The sequence below is a fragment of the Thalassospira profundimaris genome (assembly GCF_003326795.1).
Lineage (GTDB): Bacteria > Pseudomonadota > Alphaproteobacteria > Rhodospirillales > Thalassospiraceae > Thalassospira > Thalassospira profundimaris_C.
The window spans coordinates 260642-282690 of sequence record NZ_JPWI01000005.1 but is presented as its reverse complement, the minus strand read 5'-3'; the positions used below and the strand labels follow the sequence as shown (position 1 = coordinate 282690).

Below are 22049 nucleotides of genomic sequence, written 5' to 3'. Positions count from 1 at the left end.
ATGGAGCAGTGAATACGCTCTGTAAACACTGCTCCATAGTAGACCCGGAGGGACTTGAACCCCCAACCAGACCGTTATGAGCGGTCGGCTCTAACCAATTGAGCTACGGGTCCCCAAGACAAAAGTCCGGGTAAAGAAAAGACCGCACCAGATGACTGGTGCGGTCCCGAAAACTAGCGATTTTCGGGCCAAGGTCAAGCCCGAACGTCGTCTGAATTCTTAATAATCGAGGAACGAACGCAGTTTGCGCGAGCGCGACGGATGTTTGAGCTTGCGCAGCGCTTTTGCTTCGATCTGACGGATACGTTCACGGGTCACGGAAAACTGCTGACCAACCTCTTCGAGGGTGTGGTCAGTGTTCATGCCGATGCCAAAACGCATACGCAGAACACGTTCTTCACGCGGGGTGAGCGATGCCAGAACCCGTGTGGTGGTTTCACGCAGGTTGGCCTGGATCGCAGCATCAAGCGGCTGAACGGCGTTCTTGTCTTCGATGAAGTCGCCAAGATGGCTGTCTTCCTCGTCCCCGATCGGGGTTTCGAGCGAGATCGGCTCCTTGGCGATTTTCAGAACCTTGCGAACCTTTTCAAGCGGCATCTGAAGCTTTTCTGCCAGCTCTTCCGGGGTCGGCTCACGACCGATTTCATGCAGCATCTGACGCGAGGTACGCACCAGCTTGTTGATGGTTTCAATCATGTGAACCGGAATACGGATCGTACGGGCCTGATCGGCGATAGAACGCGTAATGGCCTGACGGATCCACCAGGTCGCATAGGTCGAGAATTTGTACCCGCGGCGGTATTCGAATTTGTCCACCGCCTTCATCAGGCCGATATTGCCTTCCTGAATCAGGTCAAGGAACTGAAGACCACGGTTGGTGTATTTTTTGGCAATCGAGATCACAAGGCGCAGGTTGGCCTCGATCATCTCTTTTTTCGCACGACCGGCTTCGCGTTCGCCCCTGTTCACAACACTGTAAACGCGGCGGAATTCGCTGATCGGAAGGCCGACCTCGGCCGAAACACCACCAACATCTTCGCGCAGTTTGGCGATTTCTTCGGGATAGCGTTCGATAAAGGCTTTCCAGCCCTTGCCCGGAAGACCGGCAACGCGTTCCATCCAGTTCGGGTCAAGTTCATGCCCCTGATACTGTTTGACGAAATCCGGACGCTTGATCTTGCAACGATCGGCAAAGCGCAGAAGCTTGCCTTCAAGGCCGAGCAAACGGTTGTTAAGACCCGTCAGGTGGTCAAGAAGCTCTTCGATACGGAAGTTGTTCAGATGAACGTCTTCCATCAGCTCGACCATCTCGTTCTTGAGCTTGGCATAGCGCTTCTCGGTCGCTGCCGGAACCGCTTCACCCTTGTTAAGGGCAACCAGTCGCTGTTCCTGGGCCTTATGGAGCTTTTCATAGGTCTTGGCGATGAGTTCGAATTTCTCAAGAACCTGCTCGGTCAGTTCTTCTTCCATCTTGGAAAGAGAAACGTTGACCTGTTCGTTCTCGTCTTCGTCGTCATCATCATCGCCGTCGCCGCCCTCTTCGCCGTCGGAATCCCCGGACTCTTCGTCGTCCTCGTCTTCCTCTTCTTCTTCGGCGTCATCGCCACCGATCGGCTCGGGGGTTTCGGTTTCGGCTTCTTCGTCCTCGTCGTCATTGGCAGAATCGAAGCTTTCGACATCCGCCTCTGCATCAACTTCTTCTTCCTCGCCTTCCTCGGCAGCGATTTCGGCATCCGGGCCGCCGCCATAGGTGGTTTCAAGGTCGATAACATCACGAAGCAAAAGTTCACCAGCCTGAAGCTGATCATGCCAGTTCACGATGGCACGAATGGTCAGCGGGGATTCACAAATCCCGCCAATCATCATGTCACGGCCGGCCTCGATACGCTTGGCAATGGCGATTTCGCCTTCGCGCGACAGCAGCTCAACACTGCCCATCTCGCGCAGATACATGCGCACCGGATCATCGGTACGGCCGACATCTTCTTCCGAGATATTGCCGCGCGGATCCGAATCCGAATCATCATTGTCGTCGTCATTGTCATCTGCGTCGTCGCCATCGATGACATTGATGCCCATCTCGTTGAGATTGCTCATCACGTCTTCGATCTGCTCTGACGAGAAATGTTCCGACGGCAGAGCCGCGTTCAACTCATCGACCGAGATGTGGCCTTTCTCCTTGCCCTTGGCAATGAGCTTCTTGATGGCCGCTTTATATGTATCGAGAAGAGGTCCGTCTGCGTTTTCAGAAGAGTTCTTTTTCTCTTCAGCGTTCGAAGTCTTAGACGACATCTATTCCCCGTTTCCCGCTGGGTACATTCGTACCGTTGTTGTCCCACGCGCTGTCTTGTCAGCGCAAATCACAAATAGCCCGATCGCCGATCCTGAGTGCAGAACACTCAAAGATCAGTCGTCGAGCTTGAACACTTTTTCCCGGCGACGGGCGAGATCCTCACGCCTGTGAGAAAATCTCTCCCATTCTTCCTGACTGGTATCTGCTGCCAACTGTCGGACGGCGTATTTTGCCTCTTCGTCCTCCAGGGAGCTTACAGCCATGGAAAAAACCTGTTTCCAACCCGTTCTGGCCCGTTCGAGCGGCGTTTCGGGCTTGGCGAAAGCGGCGTGCGCAATTACATCCGCACTGACCACCCGCAAAACTGTCTCTGACAGCCCGTCGCGCTCCAAATGGGTCCTGATTGAATCGGAATCAAGTCCAGGATCGTCATCAAGCAGCTTTAAGACGGCCCGACGAAGATTGTCAAGCGCGGAGTCTGCACAACTATAGATTCCAAGCTGTTCACCGATCTCGTCATGCAGGGCAGGATGATTGATCAGTGTCAGCAAAAGAATGGAGTCCTGCAGATCGCGCTTCTTCTGCATCGGAGGTCGCGACATGCCCGGCACTGCTTTCCCGGCCGGACCCAAGAAATGGTCATTTTTCCCGCGTTTGCCACCCCGTGGCAGCTTTTTATTTTGATATCCACCGCCCGAAACAGCGCGCCCGACGGGCCTGTTTCCGCGCTCACCCTTGAACAGTTTCCAGATCCGGTCATTGAACATCGACTTGTACTGGCCGCGTACGGCCTCATCGGCAATCACCGAAATACGCTGATTGATATCAGCTTCAAGGGCCGCACGCCGTTCCGGGGTATCGATCTTGTGCGCCCCGACATCCATCCGCCAGACCAGCTCGGCCAGCGGAACCGCCTGATCAATGATCTTCTTGAAGCTTTCAAAGCCGCCGGGACCTGCCATCAGACTATCGGGATCCTCGCCCTCAGGCAGGATGGAAAACAGCAATGACTTGCCCGGGCGCAGGATCGGAAGGGCGCGCTCGGCTGCACGCACCGCCGCACGTTTCCCGGCTGCATCGCCATCCAGACACAGGACCGGCTCGTTGGTCATTTTCCAAAGCTCGCCGATCTGCTCCTCGGTCACCGCTGTTCCAAGCGGCGCGACAGCCCCCCGGAAACCGGCGCGATGCAGGGCGATCACATCCATATAGCCCTCGGTAACGATGATCGGGGCATCATGGAGCGCCGCCTCGCGCGCCTGCGGCAACCCGTAAAGCAAGCGGCCCTTGTGAAATAGTGGTGTGTCCGGGCTATTGAGGTATTTCGGCTTGGTATCGCCCATCACGCGCCCGCCAAAGGCCACCACCCGGCCACGCCGGTCAAGGATCGGGAACATCACCCGGCCACGGAACCGGTCATAACTTTGCCGACTGTTGTCTTCAGGCTCGATCAGAAGGCCTGCTTCGATCATCAGCCTTTCGTCGATATCCTCGCGCTTGAGCGCTGCTTTCAGGGCCGCACGGTTATCGGGCGCAAAGCCAAGGCGGAAATCGGTAATGGTTTTGTCGTCAAGGCCGCGACGATGGAAGTAATCAAGCCCTTCCTTGCCCTCAGGCATGCGCAACATGCGCTCAAAAAACACACAGGCCGCCTCCATCACCTCATAAAGGGTTTTGGCCTTCTGTTCGCGTTCCTGGGCTTCACGTGACGGTTTGGGCACCTCCATGCCGACCTGATTGGCAAGGACCTCGACCGCCTCGACAAAGGTCAGACCACGGGTATTCATCATGAAACTGATGACATCGCCATGCGCCCCACAGCCAAAGCAGTGATAGAAACCCTTTTGCTCATTGACCGTAAACGACGGGGATTTTTCGGAATGGAACGGACACAGACCGGAATATTCGCGGCCGCGTTTGATCAGCTTCACCGATGAACCGACAATATCTGCCAGTCCTACCCGTGCCCGCAGGTCGTCCAGAAACGACTGGGGAAAGCTCATGATGTCCCGATCCCGTTTATGGTTACGCGTGTGCGCAACCCTGTTGATGGTCTTTGCCCCAGCCCTGCCTTCTTACGGGAACGCCATTATAAATCATGCGCGCGCATGGCAGGCTTTAGGGACGACGAAAGCCGGACGATTTTACACGCCCGGCTTTCAAATTAAATAGGACTGTCTGGATTAACCCAGAAGTTTTTTGGCAACGCCACCTGCTTTGCCGAAATCCATGGTGCCGCTATATTTGTCGCGCAGCGCTGCCATGGTGCGTCCCATGTCTTTCAGACAGGTCGCGCCGATTTCGGTAACAGTTCCACGCACGGCTTCCTCGATTTCAGCATCAGAAAGCTGTGCGGGCAGGAACTTTTCGATCACGCCGATTTCTGCGGCTTCCTGATCAGCAAGTTCCGGGCGGTTGCCCTTGGTGTACATCTCGATGCTTTCACGGCGCTGTTTCACCATTGCCTGAAGCAGATTGATGATGTCGTCATCCGTGATGCCGTCGGTATTGCCCTCGCCCCGTGCAGCGATATCGCGTTCTTTAAGTGCTGCCAGAATAAGGCGCACGGTGGTAACGGAGCAGGCATCCTTGGCAAGGACAGCCTTTTTCAAAGCGTCGTTAAGCTGCGATCGCAGCATGGCTCATCTCTGATTCTGTGGAAGAAAGGACCGAACATACCCCATTACGGCATTCGACGCAAAGAAAACCTTCCCCCGCAAACCGTTGATTTTCCTTGGAAAATAAAAGTTTCGATGGGTTCTTGACAGGACCGGACGACTCCCGTAGACATCCGCCAATTTGCCTACCGGGATTACGATTTGCTTCGCTTCCAGCACGGCCCGCTGTGACATCACAGATGCACAGTCCAACATGCTGGGATCGACTTGGCACGTCCGCATGCCCGGTATGCAGTCAGATTGCAGTCGTTTTTGTCGGCTTGCCTGTATTTATTATATATAAAGACTCCGTGTCTCACCGTGGAAAGATCGAAAGGACATTTGCCAATGTCAGCGCCCACGCACACCCCGCCTCCTGGTGCTTCTGCCGTTCTGGTTCTCGCAGATGGTTCAGTATTTTGGGGACGCGGCGTCGGTGCCCGAGGAGAGGTCGTCGGTGAAGTCTGCTTCAACACCTCTATCACGGGCTATCAGGAAATCATGACCGACCCATCCTACGCCGGTCAGATGATTACCTTTACCTTCCCGCATATCGGCAACGTCGGCACCAACGACGAAGATATTGAAAATGCCAAACCGGTTGCCCTTGGCTGCATCTTGCGCCAGGACATCACCGAGCCTTCCAACTATCGTGCCCGGAAACATTTCAACGAATGGCTTGCCGAACATGGCCGTATCGGGATCGCAGGTGTCGATACCCGTCGCCTGACCAAGCGCATCCGTACCGAAGGCGCTCCCAATGGCGTGATCTGCCATAACCCGGATGGTATCTTTGATATTCCGGCCCTGATTGCCAAGGCAAATGAATGGCCGGGCCTCGAGGGCATGGATCTTGCCAAGGATAACAGCTGCACGACCGGCTATGACTGGGAAGAAACCCTGTGGTCGCGTGAAGACGGTTACGGCAAGCTTGGCAATGCCAAACACCATGTCGTCGCCATCGATTACGGCGTAAAGCGCAACATCCTGCGCAATCTCGCAAGCCTTGATTGCAAGGTCTCGGTTGTTCCGGCAACCACCTCGGCTGAAGAAATCCTTGCGATGAGCCCGGATGGCATCTTCCTGTCGAACGGTCCTGGTGATCCTGCGGCAACTGGCGAATATGCGGTCCCTACCATTCGCAAGCTGATTGATAGTGGCAAACCTGTCTTTGGCATCTGCCTTGGTCATCAGATGATGGCGCTCGCCCTTGGTGCGAAGACCAAGAAAATGGATGTCGGCCATCGCGGTGCCAACCACCCGGTCAAGGACACCACCACCGGTGTCGTCGAGATCACCTCGCAGAACCACGGCTTTGTCGTTGACAAGGACAGCCTGCCTGACGATGTCGAAGCAACCCACTTCTCGCTGTTTGACGGGTCGCTTGCGGGTCTGCGCGCCAAAGACAAACCGGCCTTTGCGGTTCAGTACCACCCGGAAGCTTCCCCGGGGCCGCATGACAGCCACTACCTGTTCAAACGTTTCGTTGGTCTGATCAAGGAAGCCAAATCCTGATCTCCGGGTCAGGACACGCTCCAAAGATACGCGATTAACGGACTTAAACGAGGCGGTGCAGCACGTGCGCCCGCCCTGCGAAAAGCGGAAAACGACATGCCGAAACGTACAGATATCAAATCAATCCTCATCATCGGTGCCGGCCCGATTGTCATTGGTCAGGCTTGCGAGTTTGACTATTCCGGTGCCCAGGCCTGCAAGGCCCTTAAGGAAGAGGGCTACCGTGTCATTCTGGTCAACTCGAACCCTGCGACCATCATGACCGACCCCAACCTGGCCGATGCGACCTATATCGAGCCGATCAAACCGGCGATGGTTGCCAAGATCATCGAAAAGGAACGCCCGGACGCGCTTCTGCCGACCATGGGTGGCCAGACCGCATTGAACACGGCACTTGCCCTGTTTAATGACGGCACGCTTGAAAAATATGGCGTCGAGATGATCGGTGCGAAAAAGCACGTCATCGAAAAGGCCGAAGACCGCCAGCTGTTCCGCGATGCCATGGACAAGATCGGTCTTGAAAGTGCGCGCTCTGCAATGGTTCGCACCTTCGAAGACGCGGTCAAGGCGCTCGAGATCACCGGCCTTCCGGCCATCATCCGCCCAAGCTTCACCCTTGGTGGTGAAGGTGGCGGTATTGCCTATAACCGTGAAGAATTCGAACAGATCGTCCGCAACGGTCTGGCGATTTCGCCGACCCACGAAGTTCTGATCGAAGAATCCATTCTGGGCTGGAAAGAATATGAGATGGAAGTTGTTCGCGACAACGCGGATAACTGCATCATCATTTGTTCGATCGAAAACGTCGATCCGATGGGCATCCATACCGGAGACTCGATCACCGTCGCCCCGGCGCTGACCCTGACCGATAAAGAATACCAGATCATGCGCGATGCCTCGCTGGCAGTTCTGCGCGAGATCGGTGTTGATACCGGTGGCTCGAACGTTCAGTTCGCCGTAAACCCGGAAGACGGTCGCCTGATCGTTATTGAAATGAACCCGCGCGTGTCGCGTTCCTCCGCACTGGCATCCAAGGCGACCGGTTTCCCGATTGCCAAGATCGCTGCCAAGCTTGCGGTTGGTTACACGCTCGATGAACTTGATAACGACATAACCGGTGTCACCCCGGCATCGTTCGAACCGACCATTGACTATGTCGTCACCAAGATCCCGCGCTTTACCTTTGAAAAGTTCCCGGGTGCGAAGCCGCTTCTGGGTACGGCGATGAAGTCGGTCGGCGAAGCCATGTCAATTGGTGGCAGCTTTGCCGAAAGCCTTCAGAAAGGCCTGCGTTCAATGGAAACCGGCCTGACCGGTCTGAACGAAGTCAAAATCGAAGGCGCCCCTGACAAGGCGGCAATCCGCGCTCAGCTGACCCAGCCGATCCCGTTCCGCATTCTTTATGCGGCACAGGCGTTCCGTCATGGCATGACGCTTGAAGAAATCCAGTCGGCAACCAAGTTCGACCCCTGGTATCTCAAGCAGCTTGAAATGCTGGTCGCCGAAGAAGAAAAAGTCCGCGCCAACGGCATTCCAAGCGACAAGCAGGAATTGCTGCGTCTCAAGAAACTCGGTTTCTCTGACGCCCGTCTGGCCGAACTGGCCGGCAAGGAAGAAGACGCGGTTCGCGCTGAGCGTCAGGCTCTTGGCCTGCGTCCGGTTTACAAGCGCATCGACACCTGTGCTGCCGAATTCCCGTCACGCACCTCGTACATGTATTCCATGTATGAAGGTGACGGCTTCTTCGAACCCGAAAACGAAGCCGAGGTTACTGATCGCAAGAAAGTCATCATTCTTGGTGGCGGCCCGAACCGTATCGGTCAGGGCATCGAATTCGATTACTGCTGTGTGCACGCGGCCTATGCGCTGCGCGAAGCCGGTATCGAAGCGATCATGGTCAACTGCAACCCGGAAACGGTTTCAACCGACTATGACACCTCGGATCGTCTGTATTTCGAACCGCTGACCGCCGAAGACGTGATCGAGCTCTGCCAGCTTGAACAGTCCAATGGCGAGCTGCTTGGCGTGATCGTTCAGTATGGTGGCCAGACCCCGCTGAAACTTTCGGCTGCTCTGGAAAAGGCCGGTATTCCGATCCTCGGCACCAGCCCCGACAGTATCGACCTTGCCGAAGACCGTGACCGGTTCCAGGCCCTGATCCACAAGCTTGGCCTCAAGCAGCCGGCAAACGGCATTGCCCGTTCGGTTGACGAAGCTGTCAAGATCGCCGAAAGCATCGGTTACCCGATCGTGATCCGCCCGTCCTATGTTCTGGGCGGCCGTGCGATGGAAATCGTTCACACCACCGAAGACCTTCTGCGCTACATGCAGGAAGCCGTCCAGGTTTCAGGCAAAAGCCCGGTTCTGATCGACAGCTTCCTTCAGGATGCGATCGAGATCGACGCTGATGCTGTTTCTGACGGCGAAAACGTCTTTGTCGCAGGCATCATGCAGCATATCGAAGAAGCCGGTATCCATTCGGGTGACTCTGCCTGCTCGCTGCCGCCTTACTCGCTTGATGACGCAATGATCGAACGCCTCAAGGCCCAGACGGTTCAGCTTGCCAAGGCACTGAATGTTGTCGGCCTGATGAACGTTCAGTTCGCGATCAAGGATGACACGATCTATCTGATCGAAGTTAACCCGCGCGCTTCGCGTACGGTTCCGTTCGTCGCCAAGGCAACCGGCAACCCGATTGCCAAGATCGGCGCACGAATCATGGCCGGTGAGAAGCTTGGCGATTTTGAAATTGATCACGGTCCTTTCAAACATATCGCTGTCAAGGAAGCGGTCCTTCCGTTCAACCGCTTCCCTGGCGTTGATACCCTGCTTGGCCCGGAAATGCGTTCGACCGGTGAAGTCATGGGTCTTGATACCGATTTCGGTCGTGCCTTTGCCAAGGCACAGATGGCTGCCGGCCATACGCTGCCGCTCGGTGGCAAGGTCTTCATTTCTGTCAAAAACCATGACAAACCGGCCGCTGTTCAACTCGCACGCGACGCGATTGCCCTTGGCTTTGGCGTGGTTGCGACCCATGGCACAGCAGAAGCTCTTGAAAAAGAAGGGCTGGACGTCACCCCGGTCAATAAGGTACAGGAAGGACGTCCCCATATCGTGGACATGATGAAGAACGGCGATATCAACCTGGTATTCAATACCACCGAGAGCAAACAGGCTGTGGTCGACAGTTTCTCGATCCGTCGTACTGCCCTTACCGATGATATTCCGTACTACACCACTGTCGCCGGTGCCCGCGCAACATTGCGCGCCATCGACAACCTGAAACGCGGCGCACTTGAAGTTCGCGCGGTTCAGGAATATCTTGGGGACAAGTACTGAGGTTCTTCACCGAACCCGACTGAACAGTTTAAACCGCCCGGCGGTAAAATGCCGGGCGGTTGATTTTGTAGTATCGACCTCTAATAAGAATAGGCTGTGAGCGCGATGGAAAAAGTACCAATGACCCCGCAAGGGCATCAGCGCCTCGAAGAAGAACTGAAGCATCGCAAGTCCGTCGAACGTCTTGAAATCATCAAGGCAATCGCGGAAGCCCGCGAACATGGTGATCTTTCGGAAAATGCCGAATACCATGCCGCACGCGAACGCCAAAGTTTCTGCGAAGGTCGTATTGCCGAGCTCGAAGATGTCCTGAGCCGTTCCGAAGTTATCGACGTTCCGTCCCTGGCGGGCAGCGTTGTCAAGTTCGGCGCAAAGGTTGATCTTGTCGACGAAGATACCGACGAAGAAACCACCTATCAGGTTGTTGGCCCGATTGAGGCTGACATCAATGCTGGCCGCATTTCAACGACCTCGCCGATTGGGCGTGCGTTGATTGGCAAGTCTGTTGGTGACTCCGTCGAAGTAACCGTCCCGGGCGGCATCAAAAGCTATGAAATTCTGAAGGTCGATTTCTCGTAAATCGGAAAACACCCAGATCAGGAAAACGGTCCGATGCATTTCGGGCCGTTTTTTTTATGCCGCCAGATCGACATGAACCGATATCAAACAAAAGGCCGGGCAAATTAATGTCCGGCCTTTGCACGTTGGGACGTCTATCGTAATTGATTATCCGGCTTTTGCCAGACGTTCGAGAACCGCTTCGATATTACGGTTAAGGTCGGTTGCCTCTGAACCAAGATGATCGGCACTGCCAAGCATTTCGGTTGCGGTCGCACCGGTTTCTTCGGCGATCTGCGACAACTGATGGATCAGATCCGAAAGATCGCGGGTAGCTTCAACCGTAATGCCAAGGCTTTGCGCAATCTCGCGGGTTGCTGACTGCTGCTGTTCCATGGTCGAGGAAATCGTTGCGGCCACTTCGACCATATCGCCGATGGTTTCCGATACCCCCTTGACCGCCGACACGGAATCCCCGGTTGCAGCCTGGATTTCGGCAATCTGCTGGGCGATCTCGTCGGTCGCACGCGCAGTCTGGTTAGCGAGGTTTTTGACCTCGTTGGCAACAACAGCAAAGCCTTTGCCTGCTTCGCCAGCGCGCGCGGCCTCAATGGTTGCGTTCAATGCCAGAAGGTTGGTCTGCGATGCGATATCGGTAATCAGATTGACGACTTCGCCAATCTTTTCTGCCGCATTCGACAGCCATTCAATCCGTTCACTTGCCGTTGTCGAACGATCCACCGCATTGTTGGTGATTTCGCGCGCACGCCCGATCTGACGCGAGATTTCCTCGGCCGACGCATTGATTTCGTCGACTGCGGATGCAGCAGACTCAACGTTTTGCGAGGTTTCTTCAGATGCATGAACCGCACCCTTGGATGCTTCACGACCAACACGGGCACGCTCATTCATCACCTGCGCCCGATCTTGCAATTGAACGGACTCCGCGTCCACCGCACTGGCCGATTTGCCGATCATCGCTGAAATCTGGTCAGCCAGTTCGCGCTTGAACTGATCACGTTCGATCTGGCGCTGTTTGCGAAGTTGCTCATTCTGGGCCAGCAGATCTTCTGCTGCTTTTGCCGCTTCGACCGCCTCGGTACGTGCAGTTTCCGCATTGGCCAGCGTGTTATAAAGGCTTTTGCACGACCAGATCAGAACACCTGCCTCGACAATCACAATCACCGCATGCAGGACAACACGCCAGAACTGCGCCCCCTCGGGGAAAACCCAATAGGGAACCGCAAAGTTCAAAATCAGGTGATGAAGCGCAATGACCCCCGACACGACAACGATTGTCTTCCAGCACACAAGCGCACCAAGTACGGCAAGGGCAGCAAAGAAATACATATGTATGTCAATCTGCCAGGGATGCCCGCGGAATGCATAGACCAGCACCCCGACTTGCAAGATCATGGCAGACGATACGATAAAGCGTGAAATCTGGGCCTGTTCACCTGCGATGCGATAGATCACAAAAGCGATGACAGCAAACACTGCACTGGCAATGGCCGGAGACACGGCATCGTTGCTGGCAATGTAACCTGCAATACCGCTTAGCGGGATATGCAGTGCCAGAATCACAAACAATGCCCTGAGCGCGTTCGCCCGAATTTCAAGTAACTTTTCCATAAACACATACCCAAACGTCAAAAAGGGTTACTGGTTTCGCCAGAGTCAAAACATACCGAAGCAACCAGCGGAGACAGGGCAAACATCGCGCCGAAATCGTCGGCCTTGGGCACCATGCCATCATCACGAACGACAACAGCCATATGCCCGAAACCACCAAACCTGACCACACGACCACCCGCCGCACCGACCTGTGAAAGGATTTCATCCTCAGACAGGGACAGCGGGAAAACCATACCGACACCTGCCATCCCGTCCGACGGACGGTATGACAGCAACACCAGCAACAATACCCCCGCCAGGGCGAACATCATTGTTGGCACAATTCCCGACCATCCGGGTTCTGTTGTGGTCGCTATGTCTCTGGTTTTGTGGAGAGTTTTGAACGCTTCCAACTATTACCCTTATATATAATAACTATCCCATTAGTATAGGTACAAAGGTATGTATGGTTAAACGACAGCCTTTACAAGGATTTTCATCCTTACGTTTAGTGGGGTTATTCTGACAGAATTTAGACCAGATTCCTGCCGAATTTTGAATTAAACATTTTATTTCAAATACTTAATCGACAGCCAAAACCAGCTACCGAAGAACCCCAACGCCCCTCCTCTGACGCATGCCACCCTTGATGTGAGCGAATGGCATAAACCGCAAACAGGTGGCCTCGGACCTCGTCTGCAGGAAGTGGCCACGGCACGAACTCCGGGCACAAAAAAACCGGTGTCTGATCGACACCGGTTCATGAAGCTTCGCGAGACCGTCGGGGCTCAGTCTTCGGCATCTATATCAATCGGAACACCGGGCATGTTTTTCGCAGTTCGGATCGACAGGGCCGACTTCACGTGATTGACGTTTTCAGCAACGGTCAGTTCCGTGGTCAGGAACTTTTGATACTCGTCCCAGCTGTGTGAAACGATCTTGAGCAGAAAATCCATCTCGCCTGCCACCATGTGGCATTCGCGAACTTCCGGCCAGTTCGCGGCACGGGATTCAAATGCGCGAAGGTCATGTTCGGCCTGGCTTGCAAGACCGACCATCGCAAACACGGTCACATTGTAACCAAGCGCCTGCGCGTCAACATCGGCATGATAGCCCTGAATAAAGCCGGTTTCTTCGAGTGCGCGCACACGACGCAAACAGGGTGGGGCCGAGATACCTGCACGTCGTGCAAGTTCCACATTGGTCATGCGGCCATCTTCCTGTAGATCGCGCAAAATTCTGCGGTCGATCTTGTCGAGTTTGACCCGTTGCATTTATTCCTCGATTCTGTGCGCGAAAGTTACCCCGATTGAAACAATATTACAGCGAGGCAAGTTGCTGGCAATAATATATTCCGATCAGGAATGCAATCTTGTGCTTGGATGCCGTAACTGAAAATGCAGTAAAAACCGCTTTTTGGCCCCCCTGACCGCCTCGAAAACCGGCCTTGTCCGTGTCCTTCAAGGCCATAGCAAAACTACCTGTTTCGACCGTAAAATTTCACCATTCAAAAAACGCCATTTTGCGCAGGCAAAGTTTACGTGAAGCGGTTGCGTCTTGTTCAGACTGCCCATATGTTCGACGGCAGCTTTTATCAATCTCGGACAGATACAAAGAACATGGCCCAGGAACATCAGACCAAAGTCCTTATCATCGGCTCCGGCCCTGCTGGCTACACAGCGGCAATCTATGCCGCACGTGCCAACCTTGAACCCATGATGGTCATGGGCCTTCAGCCGGGCGGGCAGTTGACGATCACCACCGATGTCGAAAACTTCCCGGGCTTTGCCGATGTCATTCAGGGTCCATGGCTGATGGATCAGATGAAGGCACAGGCCGAACATGTCGGCACCAAAATGGTGCATGACCTGATTACCGAAGTCGATTTTTCCAAACGTCCGTTCGTCTGCAAAGGCGACTCCGGCGATACCTATATTGCGCAAACCGTGATCATTTCGACCGGCGCACAGGCGCGCTGGCTTGGTCTCCCGGGCGAAGAGAAATTCAACGGTCGCGGTGTTTCGGCGTGCGCAACCTGTGACGGGTTCTTCTATCGCAACAAACCGGTCACGGTTGTTGGCGGCGGCAACACCGCCGTTGAAGAAGCACTCTATCTTGCCGGGATCTGCTCGAAGGTGACCCTGATCCACCGCCGCGATGAACTGCGCGCCGAAAAGATGCTTCAGGAGCGTCTTCTGAAACACGAAAAGATCGATGTGGTCTGGGACAGTGTTGTTGACGACATTCTGGGCGGCGACGGCCCGATGGATGGCGTCGAGGCGGTACGTGTCCGCAACATTAAAACCGACGAAGTCACCGACATTCCGGCCGATGGTTTCTTTGTTGCGATTGGTCACGATCCGGCAACCGCAGTTTTCAAAGGCCAGGTCGACATGGATGACGAAAACTATGTTCTGGTAAAGCCGGGCAGTACGGTTACCAACGTACCGGGCGTGTTTGCCGCAGGCGACGTGACCGACAAGGTTTACCGTCAGGCCGTGACCGCGGCTGGCATGGGCTGCATGGCCGCCCTTGAAGCTGAAAAGTTCATCGCTGAACACGAAGCATGATCGGGACGCGAAGCGCGCCCTGACAAATCCGGGACACGCATACGATCCATGACAAGTGGCTCGGACCGAGATTGGGGGATGCATTTTTGCATCCCCTTTTTTCATGGTTCCAAATTGCTTTGATCCGGCCAATTGCCTGACATTTCACAAAAAACGCCCATATTTGAAAATGAATAATGGGAAAATGCCTGCTTGCAGAAAATGCTGCAGGCCTCATATTGGTTATTAATTGTGCGGTTGGGTCGTTTGTGTGACGCGCTTAACAGTGTTGAAACCAAATTACCCATAAAAGAAGAGAAGTATTATCAGGGGACTGGCGCAGAACCGTGCGGCAGTGACATCTAGGAGCGGGTCTATGGACTGGGACAAGCTGCGTGTATTTCACGCTGTTGCGGAAGCCGGAAGCTTCACTCACGCAGGGGAAAACCTTAATCTGAGCCAGTCGGCTGTAAGCCGGCAGATCAGTGCACTTGAAGAAAGTGTGAAGGTTCCGCTCTTTCATCGTCACGCCCGTGGCCTGATCCTGACCGAACAGGGTGAACTTCTCTATCGTACTGCGCATGACGTCTTTGCCAAATTATCGATGGCCGAGGCCCGCATTCGGGAATCCAAGGAACGTCCAAGCGGCCCGCTGAAAGTCACCACCACGGTTGCCTTTGGTTCGACCTGGCTGACCCCGCGCATCAATGAATTCCTGGAACGCTACCCGGAAATCGAACTGTCGCTGGTGCTTAATGACGAAGAACTCGATCTTGCCATGCGCGAGGCCGATGTCGCCATCCGTATGCAGCCGCCCCGTCAGGCCGACCTGGTCCAGCGTCAGCTCATGACACTGCGCTATCACGTCTTTGCATCGCCGGAATATATCAAGCAGTACGGCATGCCCAAGACGCCCGAAGATCTCAAGGATCACCGTCTGATCATCTATGGTGCCGATGCGCGCCCGCCAGTTTCAAACGTCAACTGGATGATGGCGACCGCGCAGCAATTCAAACCGGACATGCGCCCGATCCTGAAGCTGAACAATATCTACGGGATTTTCCGTGCGACCGAGTCCGGTCTTGGCATTTCGGCCCTGCCAGACTACCTGCTGCCGACCAACAGCAATCTGGTCCGCATTCTGCCGGAACTCGAAGGACCAAGTTTTGACGCCTATTTCGTTTATCCTGAAGAATTGCGTCATTCAAAACGCATTGCCGTATTCCGCGATTTCCTGATCGAGGAAATCTCGAAGGTCAAGGCAAAGGCAGCCGCCGCCGCAACATCGGCCAGCACTGATAAATAACCTGCCCCGCTGCCATATGACATTACCAACGGCCCGGTTTTCCGGGCCGTTTTGTCTTGCGGATGACGCAAACAATTGACGACTCCCCAAAGGACAGCCAATTGCATGGCACCTGAAGCCTGACACAAGCCGAGACGCGCCTGCCTAAGCTGCTTATTCAGTTCACAGTCCTGCATCGCCTGATCCGGCAGGTTCATATAGCACCCCTAGCCCCGCAACTTTTAGGCATCATTTCTCAACAAGCCGCAACCTTCAGGCAATCCCAATCAAGAGTTTCATGCAAAAATGCTTGGATAAGCGGTAACAGTCACGCCCACATTCACCTGTTTGAAGATGCGTCAGACGCGGGGCACGTCATAATTGCTTAAAATTACTGACATTTTTCTGCCATGCGCTATATGCATGGTTGGTCTGATATTATTCTATTTTAAATTAGAGATAAGCATTCGTATATTTGCATCATAAGTTGTGAGCAAGCGCGAAAGCGAAACCGCTTCAGCTTCCCTGATCTCCGCATGATCCGTCCGTTGGAACGATATCCAACATCGGAATCTTCCCCAAGATTCCCTACGTCTCCCAGACGTAAGCCTCCCTGTTGATCTTTGCCGGTAGCTCCCCCCCCTGCTACCGGCTTTTTTTTTGCTCCTGCACAACAAAATCTCCCGGTTCCTGCTCATTTCTCAAGCAAGCAACACGATTAAACCAAATATTTCTCTTTTTTATCAATATGTTAGATGACAACAACGCCTCGCCCAACATTTATGCAGATTTTGCATGGCTGAAAGAGCAATTTGGCAGTGGTCTTTCCCGGCAAAAACGCTATCTTTCCTTTCGAACCGCAGCGGTACACACCGCACCGCGGTACAGAGTTTTCTCCCTGACCGAATTTTCGGTCTTAGCCGGACGCCCTGTCCGGCTTACCCAGGGCCCTGCGAAGGGTCCTACGTCTCCCAGACGTGAAGCCTCCCTGATAAACTTGCCGGGCACATTTGTTGCCCGGCTTTTTTTTTGCCTTTTTCAGGCCTCCCAAAAAATTACTTGCTGCACCAAGATGCAGGCAAACGCATCCCCCGATCACCGGAAGATGACGCCCTTTGGCAAGATCGCTGGTTCAAGAGCCATGCGAAGTGATACGGTGGAATGCAAACCAGCCACCGAAACCGGGAACCCACGCACAATGAGAAGCACACTTGGCGCATTCCTGTTTGGCAAGAAAACCCACAGCCACCTGCCCGAACGTGTTCAGGCCGCAATCGACAAGCAACAGCACGAAAGCGAAAAACTGATCGGCTGGGTTCAGTTGCTACTCGTGACCATCTTTGCCAGTCTCTATGCCATCTCGCCAAGTGCCACCATGAGCAACGGCATTCACCCCGTTCCCTGGGCTTTGGGTCTTTATTATCTGTTCACTCTTAAACGGCTTGCCCTGGCCTATCGCAATGCCCTGACCGACTGGTTCCTGACTTTATCGGTGATTGCCGATATCGGGCTTTTGATGGTCCTGATCTGGAGTTTCCATATCCAGTACATGCAGCCCGCGAGCTTCTATCTCAAAGCACCGACGATGATGTATGTCTTTATCTTCATCTCGTTGCGCAGTTTGCGCTTTGATCCGCGCTACATTCTGATTGCCGGTGCAACTGCGGCAATTGGGTGGCTTGCTCTTGCCACCTATGCGGTCTGGAGCGAAGGCGGCAAAGCCATGATCACCCGTGACTATGTGATGTATCTGACGTCAAACTCGATCCTGATCGGGGCCGAGATCGACAAGATCATCGCAATCCTTCTGGTGTCCCTTGTGCTGGCAATTGCCGTGATGCGCGCCAAACGATCCTTTATCCGGGCCGTCACCGATGAAATCGCCGCACGCGATCTGTCACGCTTTGTCTCCCCCGAAATTGCGGATCGCATCACCCATGCGGATCAGCAAATCAAGCCCGGCGACGGTGAAGCCGTTACCGCGACGGTGATGTTTACCGATATTGAGGGATTCTCGTCGATAGCCGAAAAGCTGACGCCAAAAGAACTGGCAACCATGCTCAACGAATATTTCACCGAGATTAATGCGGTGATCTCCCATTTTGGCGGCGTCATCACCCAGTTTGAAGGCGACGCCATGCTGATCACCTTCAACGCCGTCACGCCCGACCCCGATCACGCCCTTAATGCCGTGCGCACAGCATTGGCCATTCAGGACATATCCGAAAGCCGGGTCTATTCATTCGGCGGCAAGATCAAAACCCGGTGCGGGATCAATACCGGCGAAATCATTATTGGTGCGGTCGGTTCGGAAAGCCGCCTGACGTTCACCGTGCATGGCGATGCCGTCAATGTGGCATCGCGTCTTGAAAACATGAACAAGCAGTATGGAAGCTATATCCTTGCGACCGAGACGACCATGCACACATGTGGCGATCATGCCGACATTCCGGAATGGATTTATCGGGGCGAGGCCACTTTGCGTGGACGCGAAAAGCCAACCCGCCTGTTTGGCATCGCTCCTCCCGGTCCTTTGCCCTCCCTTGCGTCCGATACGTCCGATACACCCAATGGGCAAAGTACCCGCAGCGCCTGAGCAAATTGCGCGCAGCACAAAGGTTTGATGCCTTCGACATCCTGTCTCGGACAAGACGATGTCCAAATGTCCGTATCCGAACAAAAAAAACCCGGGGAGCTTGGGGCTCACCCGGGCTTTGGGGACAGATGGTCTTGGGGAGACCGATCAGAAGCGTTGCCTTGCCCGTGGGGTCAGAACGTTACGGGGGAAGAAACGTTCAACCGGGCCCCGATGCGTCGTGAGGGAGTGCACTGCATCGATGTTTGCGCTTCCGATAATTAGAAATTTGCCATGTAATTGGGGCCGAAAAATCCGTGCTTGATGACCATTTGCGGGCAAATTGGGGCAATTACGGCAACACCCATTGCCCTGATCCCGAAACAAAAAAAAGGGGCGGGATATACCCGCCCCAACTTATTCGGGGTCATTACGGTCTTGGGGAGACCATGTCAGTCGCGGCATTTCAGGTGGGGGAACGAACCTGAAAACAACCGGCCGAGCCTTGTGAGGGGGGACAGATTTGACTGGCCATATCCTCGACTGACAATAAAGAATATGACTTGTAAACAAGGCGGGAAAACAGGCCTGATTAGGCCATTTCGGGGCGAATTGTGTTTAAACCAAGGCACATTCACACCAACCCCTTGATACTATTGACCCCAGCCCTGATCTATTTATGGGGTGTACCGGGCAACCATCATCGCGCCAATCTGTTCCGCATGGCGCTGGCCCGTTTGAAACAGCCTTGTTCCAGGGCACAGTCGCATCCCGTCACAGAATGACAACCCGGACAAAACCGGGCATCCGAAACGTCCAGACCGGCGGCCCGACGCCGCAGCAACGTGGAACCGATGCCAGCTTCATCCGGCTCCATGGGATATCGGTCTTCTTGATCAAGGAGATATCAATGCCCGATACTGCCCGTTCGACATCATCATCCCACCCGCATCCGCCGCGCGTGGCCGCATTGATCGGCCCCTATTCCAGCGGCAAGACATCCTTGCTTGAAAGTTTGCTCTGCGCCACCGGGCGCATCCACCGCAAGGGAACCATTCGTGATCACAACACTGTTGGCGACAACAATCCGCAATCCCGAACCCGCGAAATGAGCACCGAACTGACCTGCGTACAGACAAGCTATCTGGGCGAGGAATGGCATTTCATCGATTGTCCCGGTTCGGTTGATTTTGCCCAGGATGCCCGCGAAGCCGCCATGATCTGCGATGTTGCCATTGTGGTGATCGATTGCGACCCCGGCCGGGTCATGACGGTGGCCCCGATCCTGAAATTTCTTGATCGCAACCGCATTCCACATCTGGTCTTCATCAACAAAACCGATCATGCAGGCATCCGCCTGCGCGACAATATTGACGCCCTGCAATCGATCTCTGAACGTCCGCTGGTCCTGCGCGAAATCCCGATCCGCGAAGCAGATGGAAATGATGAAACCATCACCGGTTTTGTCGATATTGTTTCCGAACGCGCCTATCAATATCTCGAAGGTCAGCCATCCAAGCTGATCACCATGCCTTCAAACCTCAAATCCCGAGAAGGCGAAGCCCGCGAGGGACTGCTGGAAACACTGGCCGATTTTGATGACAACCTGCTTGAACAAATTCTCGAAGATCAAACACCGGCGCCGGACACCATCTATGACAATCTCCAACAGGATCTGGCCAAGGATCTGATCGTACCGGTCTTTTTTGGATCTGCCGAACAGGATCACGGTATTGTCCGCCTTCTCAAGTCACTCCGTCACGAGGCCCCGTCATCAGACGTATGCGCCCATCGCCTGGGCATTGATCCCGACGATAGCCAGACTGTTCTGCAAGTCTTCAAAACCGTCCACCTGTCACATGCCGGACGGTTTTGTTTTGCCCGTGTTCTTTCGGGACAGGTTAAAAACGGTGATGTCTTTGGCGGCGACAAGGTCTCTGGCCTCTGTTCTGTCATTGCTGACAAACACGAAAAGCTTGAACGTGGTGTCACGGGCGCAATTGTCGGCCTGCCGCGGACCGAACATTTGCGGACCGGAACCCTGATCGGCACCGATGGCCTTATGGATAATCTGTGGCCCGATCCCCTGCCCCCGCTTTATGAAACCGGGCTTGAAGTCACCAAGCCCGGCGATGATGTCAAACTGACCGAGGCCCTTCGCCATCTTTGCGAACAGGACCGATCCCTTGGCTTTGGCCATCATGAAAGCACCGGTCAGTTGATCCTGTCCGGACAGGGCGATATCCACCTGCAATGTGCCCTGGCCCAGTTACGCGATCACTATCATCTGGAAATTGCCACAACCCCGGTTCTGACCGGGTATCAGGAAACCATCCGCAGACTGTCATCTGCACGCGGGCGCTATAAAAAGCAAACCGGCGGCCATGGACAATTCGGTGATGCGGCTATTGAATTGCGTCCACAGGGCCGCGGGGACGGTTTTGAATTTTCCGAACATATCGTCGGCGGCGCCATTCCCCGACAATATATCTCGGCCGTTGAAAAAGGTGTCCGCGACGGATTGCGGTCAGGTTCACTTGGCTTCCCGGTCGTCGATGTCGCCGTCAAGCTGGTCGACGGGTCCTTCCATGCGGTCGACAGTTCCGATCAGGCCTTCCAGATGGCCGGTCGCATCGCCATTACCGAGGCCCTTAAAGTTGCCGGTCCGGTCCTGCTGGAACCGGTCGATCATTGTACGATTTCAATCCCGTCTGATTTCACCTCCAAGGCCCAGCGTCTGGTCAGTACCCGGCGCGGGCAGATACTGGGCTTTAACGCCAAGGATGGCTGGCAGGGCTGGGACGAAATCGAGGTGCAAATGCCAACCTCGGAAACCGCCGACATGGTGACGGAATTACGGTCCCTGACACAGGGAACCGGTTTCTTCACGCGCCGTTATTCCCATATGCAGGAACTGACCGGAAAACAGGCTGACATGGTCGTATCCCAACATGCGATTGACGGGAAATAGGAGGCATCATCGGCAAATGCGATAACCACAGTTCTTGTAATAGAGTTGATCTATTGCAAATCATTAAACTATTGATTGGCGTAAATTTTCGTCGTGTTTCATAGTCTTTCCAAACAGAGAGACACAGTAAACCTTCGGGGGCTCCCCACCCCTGACGAAAGGAGCTAGCAAATGCAGATTGATATCGGAATTAACGAAACGAACCGCACTGCGATCGCCGACGGCCTTGGCCGCGTTCTGGCTGATTCCTATGCGCTGTATCTCAAGACGCATAACTTCCACTGGAATGTCACCGGCCCGATGTTCCAGACCCTGCACACCATGTTCGAAGAACAATATACCGAGCTTTCCACCGCAATTGACGAAATCGCCGAACGTATCCGTTCGCTTGGTGCCTTTGCCCCGGCCAGTTTCTCGGCCTATGCCGAACTTTCCTCGATCGAGGAAGAAAGAGGCGTCCCGGCAGCCAAGGACATGATCCGTCAACTGGTGACCGGGCATGAAACCGTAATCAAAACTGCCCGTTCGCTTTATCCGATCTGCGACAGTTCCGACGATGATGCCACCGCAGACCTTCTGACCACGCGCATCCAGGTCCACGAAAAAACCGCATGGATGCTGCGCTCCCTGCTTGAAGGCTGATCATCGCGATCATCACGATATCAAACAAAAAAAACGGCCCGGAAGTCCCGG

14 protein-coding genes and 1 tRNA gene are annotated in these 22049 nt (G+C 54.5%); 8 read left to right on the top strand and 7 right to left on the bottom strand.

What is annotated here, in order from left to right:
• Window positions 1-39: 39 nt before the first annotated feature.
• The 4 genes from TH30_RS10520 to TH30_RS10505 all read right to left on the bottom strand — a co-directional run bounded on the left by TH30_RS10520 (window position 40) and on the right by TH30_RS10505 (window position 4932).
• Window positions 40-113: transfer RNA gene (locus TH30_RS10520), tRNA-Ile, on the bottom strand.
• Window positions 114-219: 106 nt separating this feature from the next.
• Window positions 220-2292 carry an RNA polymerase sigma factor RpoD gene (gene rpoD / locus TH30_RS10515; RefSeq protein ID WP_114098035.1) on the bottom strand — a complete coding sequence of 691 codons (2073 nt, stop codon included), beginning with the start codon at window positions 2290-2292 and terminating at the stop codon, window positions 220-222.
• Between the two features lie 114 nt (window positions 2293-2406).
• Window positions 2407-4296, bottom strand: coding sequence for a DNA primase (dnaG, locus tag TH30_RS10510; RefSeq protein WP_114098034.1), 1890 nt, complete (start codon window positions 4294-4296; stop codon window positions 2407-2409).
• Window positions 4297-4476: 180 nt separating this feature from the next.
• Window positions 4477-4932, bottom strand: coding sequence for a GatB/YqeY domain-containing protein (locus tag TH30_RS10505; protein ID WP_114098033.1), 456 nt, complete (start codon window positions 4930-4932; stop codon window positions 4477-4479).
• Window positions 4933-5298: 366 nt separating this feature from the next.
• On the opposite strand from TH30_RS10505, the gene carA reads away from it, so the two are divergent.
• The 3 genes from carA to greA all read left to right on the top strand — a co-directional run bounded on the left by carA (window position 5299) and on the right by greA (window position 10383).
• Window positions 5299-6465 carry a glutamine-hydrolyzing carbamoyl-phosphate synthase small subunit gene (gene carA, locus TH30_RS10500; protein ID WP_114098032.1) on the top strand — a complete coding sequence of 389 codons (1167 nt, stop codon included), beginning with the start codon at window positions 5299-5301 and terminating at the stop codon, window positions 6463-6465.
• Window positions 6466-6561: 96 nt separating this feature from the next.
• Window positions 6562-9804 carry a carbamoyl-phosphate synthase large subunit gene (gene carB, locus TH30_RS10495; RefSeq protein ID WP_114098031.1) on the top strand — a complete coding sequence of 1081 codons (3243 nt, stop codon included), beginning with the start codon at window positions 6562-6564 and terminating at the stop codon, window positions 9802-9804.
• Window positions 9805-9909: 105 nt separating this feature from the next.
• Entirely contained in the window at window positions 9910-10383 is a 474-nt protein-coding gene (gene greA / locus TH30_RS10490) for a transcription elongation factor GreA (protein ID WP_114098030.1), read from the top strand.
• A gap of 147 nt (window positions 10384-10530) precedes the next feature.
• Here the strand turns inward: greA and TH30_RS10485 are convergent, their stop codons facing one another.
• The 3 genes from TH30_RS10485 to TH30_RS10475 form a co-directional block, all read right to left on the bottom strand.
• Window positions 10531-11994, bottom strand: coding sequence for a methyl-accepting chemotaxis protein (locus tag TH30_RS10485; protein ID WP_114098029.1), 1464 nt, complete (start codon window positions 11992-11994; stop codon window positions 10531-10533).
• A gap of 17 nt (window positions 11995-12011) precedes the next feature.
• A complete protein-coding gene (locus TH30_RS10480; RefSeq protein ID WP_114098028.1) occupies window positions 12012-12308 on the bottom strand; it encodes a hypothetical protein in 297 nt (98 codons plus the stop codon).
• A 456-nt stretch (window positions 12309-12764) separates the two neighbouring features.
• Window positions 12765-13250, bottom strand: coding sequence for an Lrp/AsnC family transcriptional regulator (locus TH30_RS10475; RefSeq protein ID WP_114098027.1), 486 nt, complete (start codon window positions 13248-13250; stop codon window positions 12765-12767).
• A gap of 345 nt (window positions 13251-13595) precedes the next feature.
• Here TH30_RS10475 and trxB point away from each other — a divergent pair, with 345 nt between their 5' ends.
• The 5 genes from trxB (at window position 13596) to TH30_RS10450 (ending at window position 21998) form a co-directional block, all read left to right on the top strand.
• Entirely contained in the window at window positions 13596-14546 is a 951-nt protein-coding gene (gene trxB / locus TH30_RS10470) for a thioredoxin-disulfide reductase (RefSeq protein ID WP_114098063.1), read from the top strand.
• 355 nt (window positions 14547-14901) lie between these two features.
• The gene (locus TH30_RS10465) at window positions 14902-15831 is read left to right on the top strand and encodes a LysR family transcriptional regulator (protein ID WP_114098026.1); all 930 of its coding nucleotides are present in this window, start codon (window positions 14902-14904) and stop codon (window positions 15829-15831) included.
• A gap of 1177 nt (window positions 15832-17008) precedes the next feature.
• Window positions 17009-18406: an adenylate/guanylate cyclase domain-containing protein gene (locus TH30_RS10460; protein ID WP_114098062.1), complete on the top strand. Its 1398-nt coding sequence runs from the start codon at window positions 17009-17011 to the stop codon at window positions 18404-18406.
• A gap of 889 nt (window positions 18407-19295) precedes the next feature.
• Entirely contained in the window at window positions 19296-21356 is a 2061-nt protein-coding gene (locus tag TH30_RS10455) for an elongation factor G (protein ID WP_114098061.1), read from the top strand.
• Window positions 21357-21527: 171 nt separating this feature from the next.
• A complete protein-coding gene (locus tag TH30_RS10450) occupies window positions 21528-21998 on the top strand; it encodes a Dps family protein (RefSeq protein WP_114098025.1) in 471 nt (156 codons plus the stop codon).
• Window positions 21999-22049: the final 51 nt, after the last annotated feature.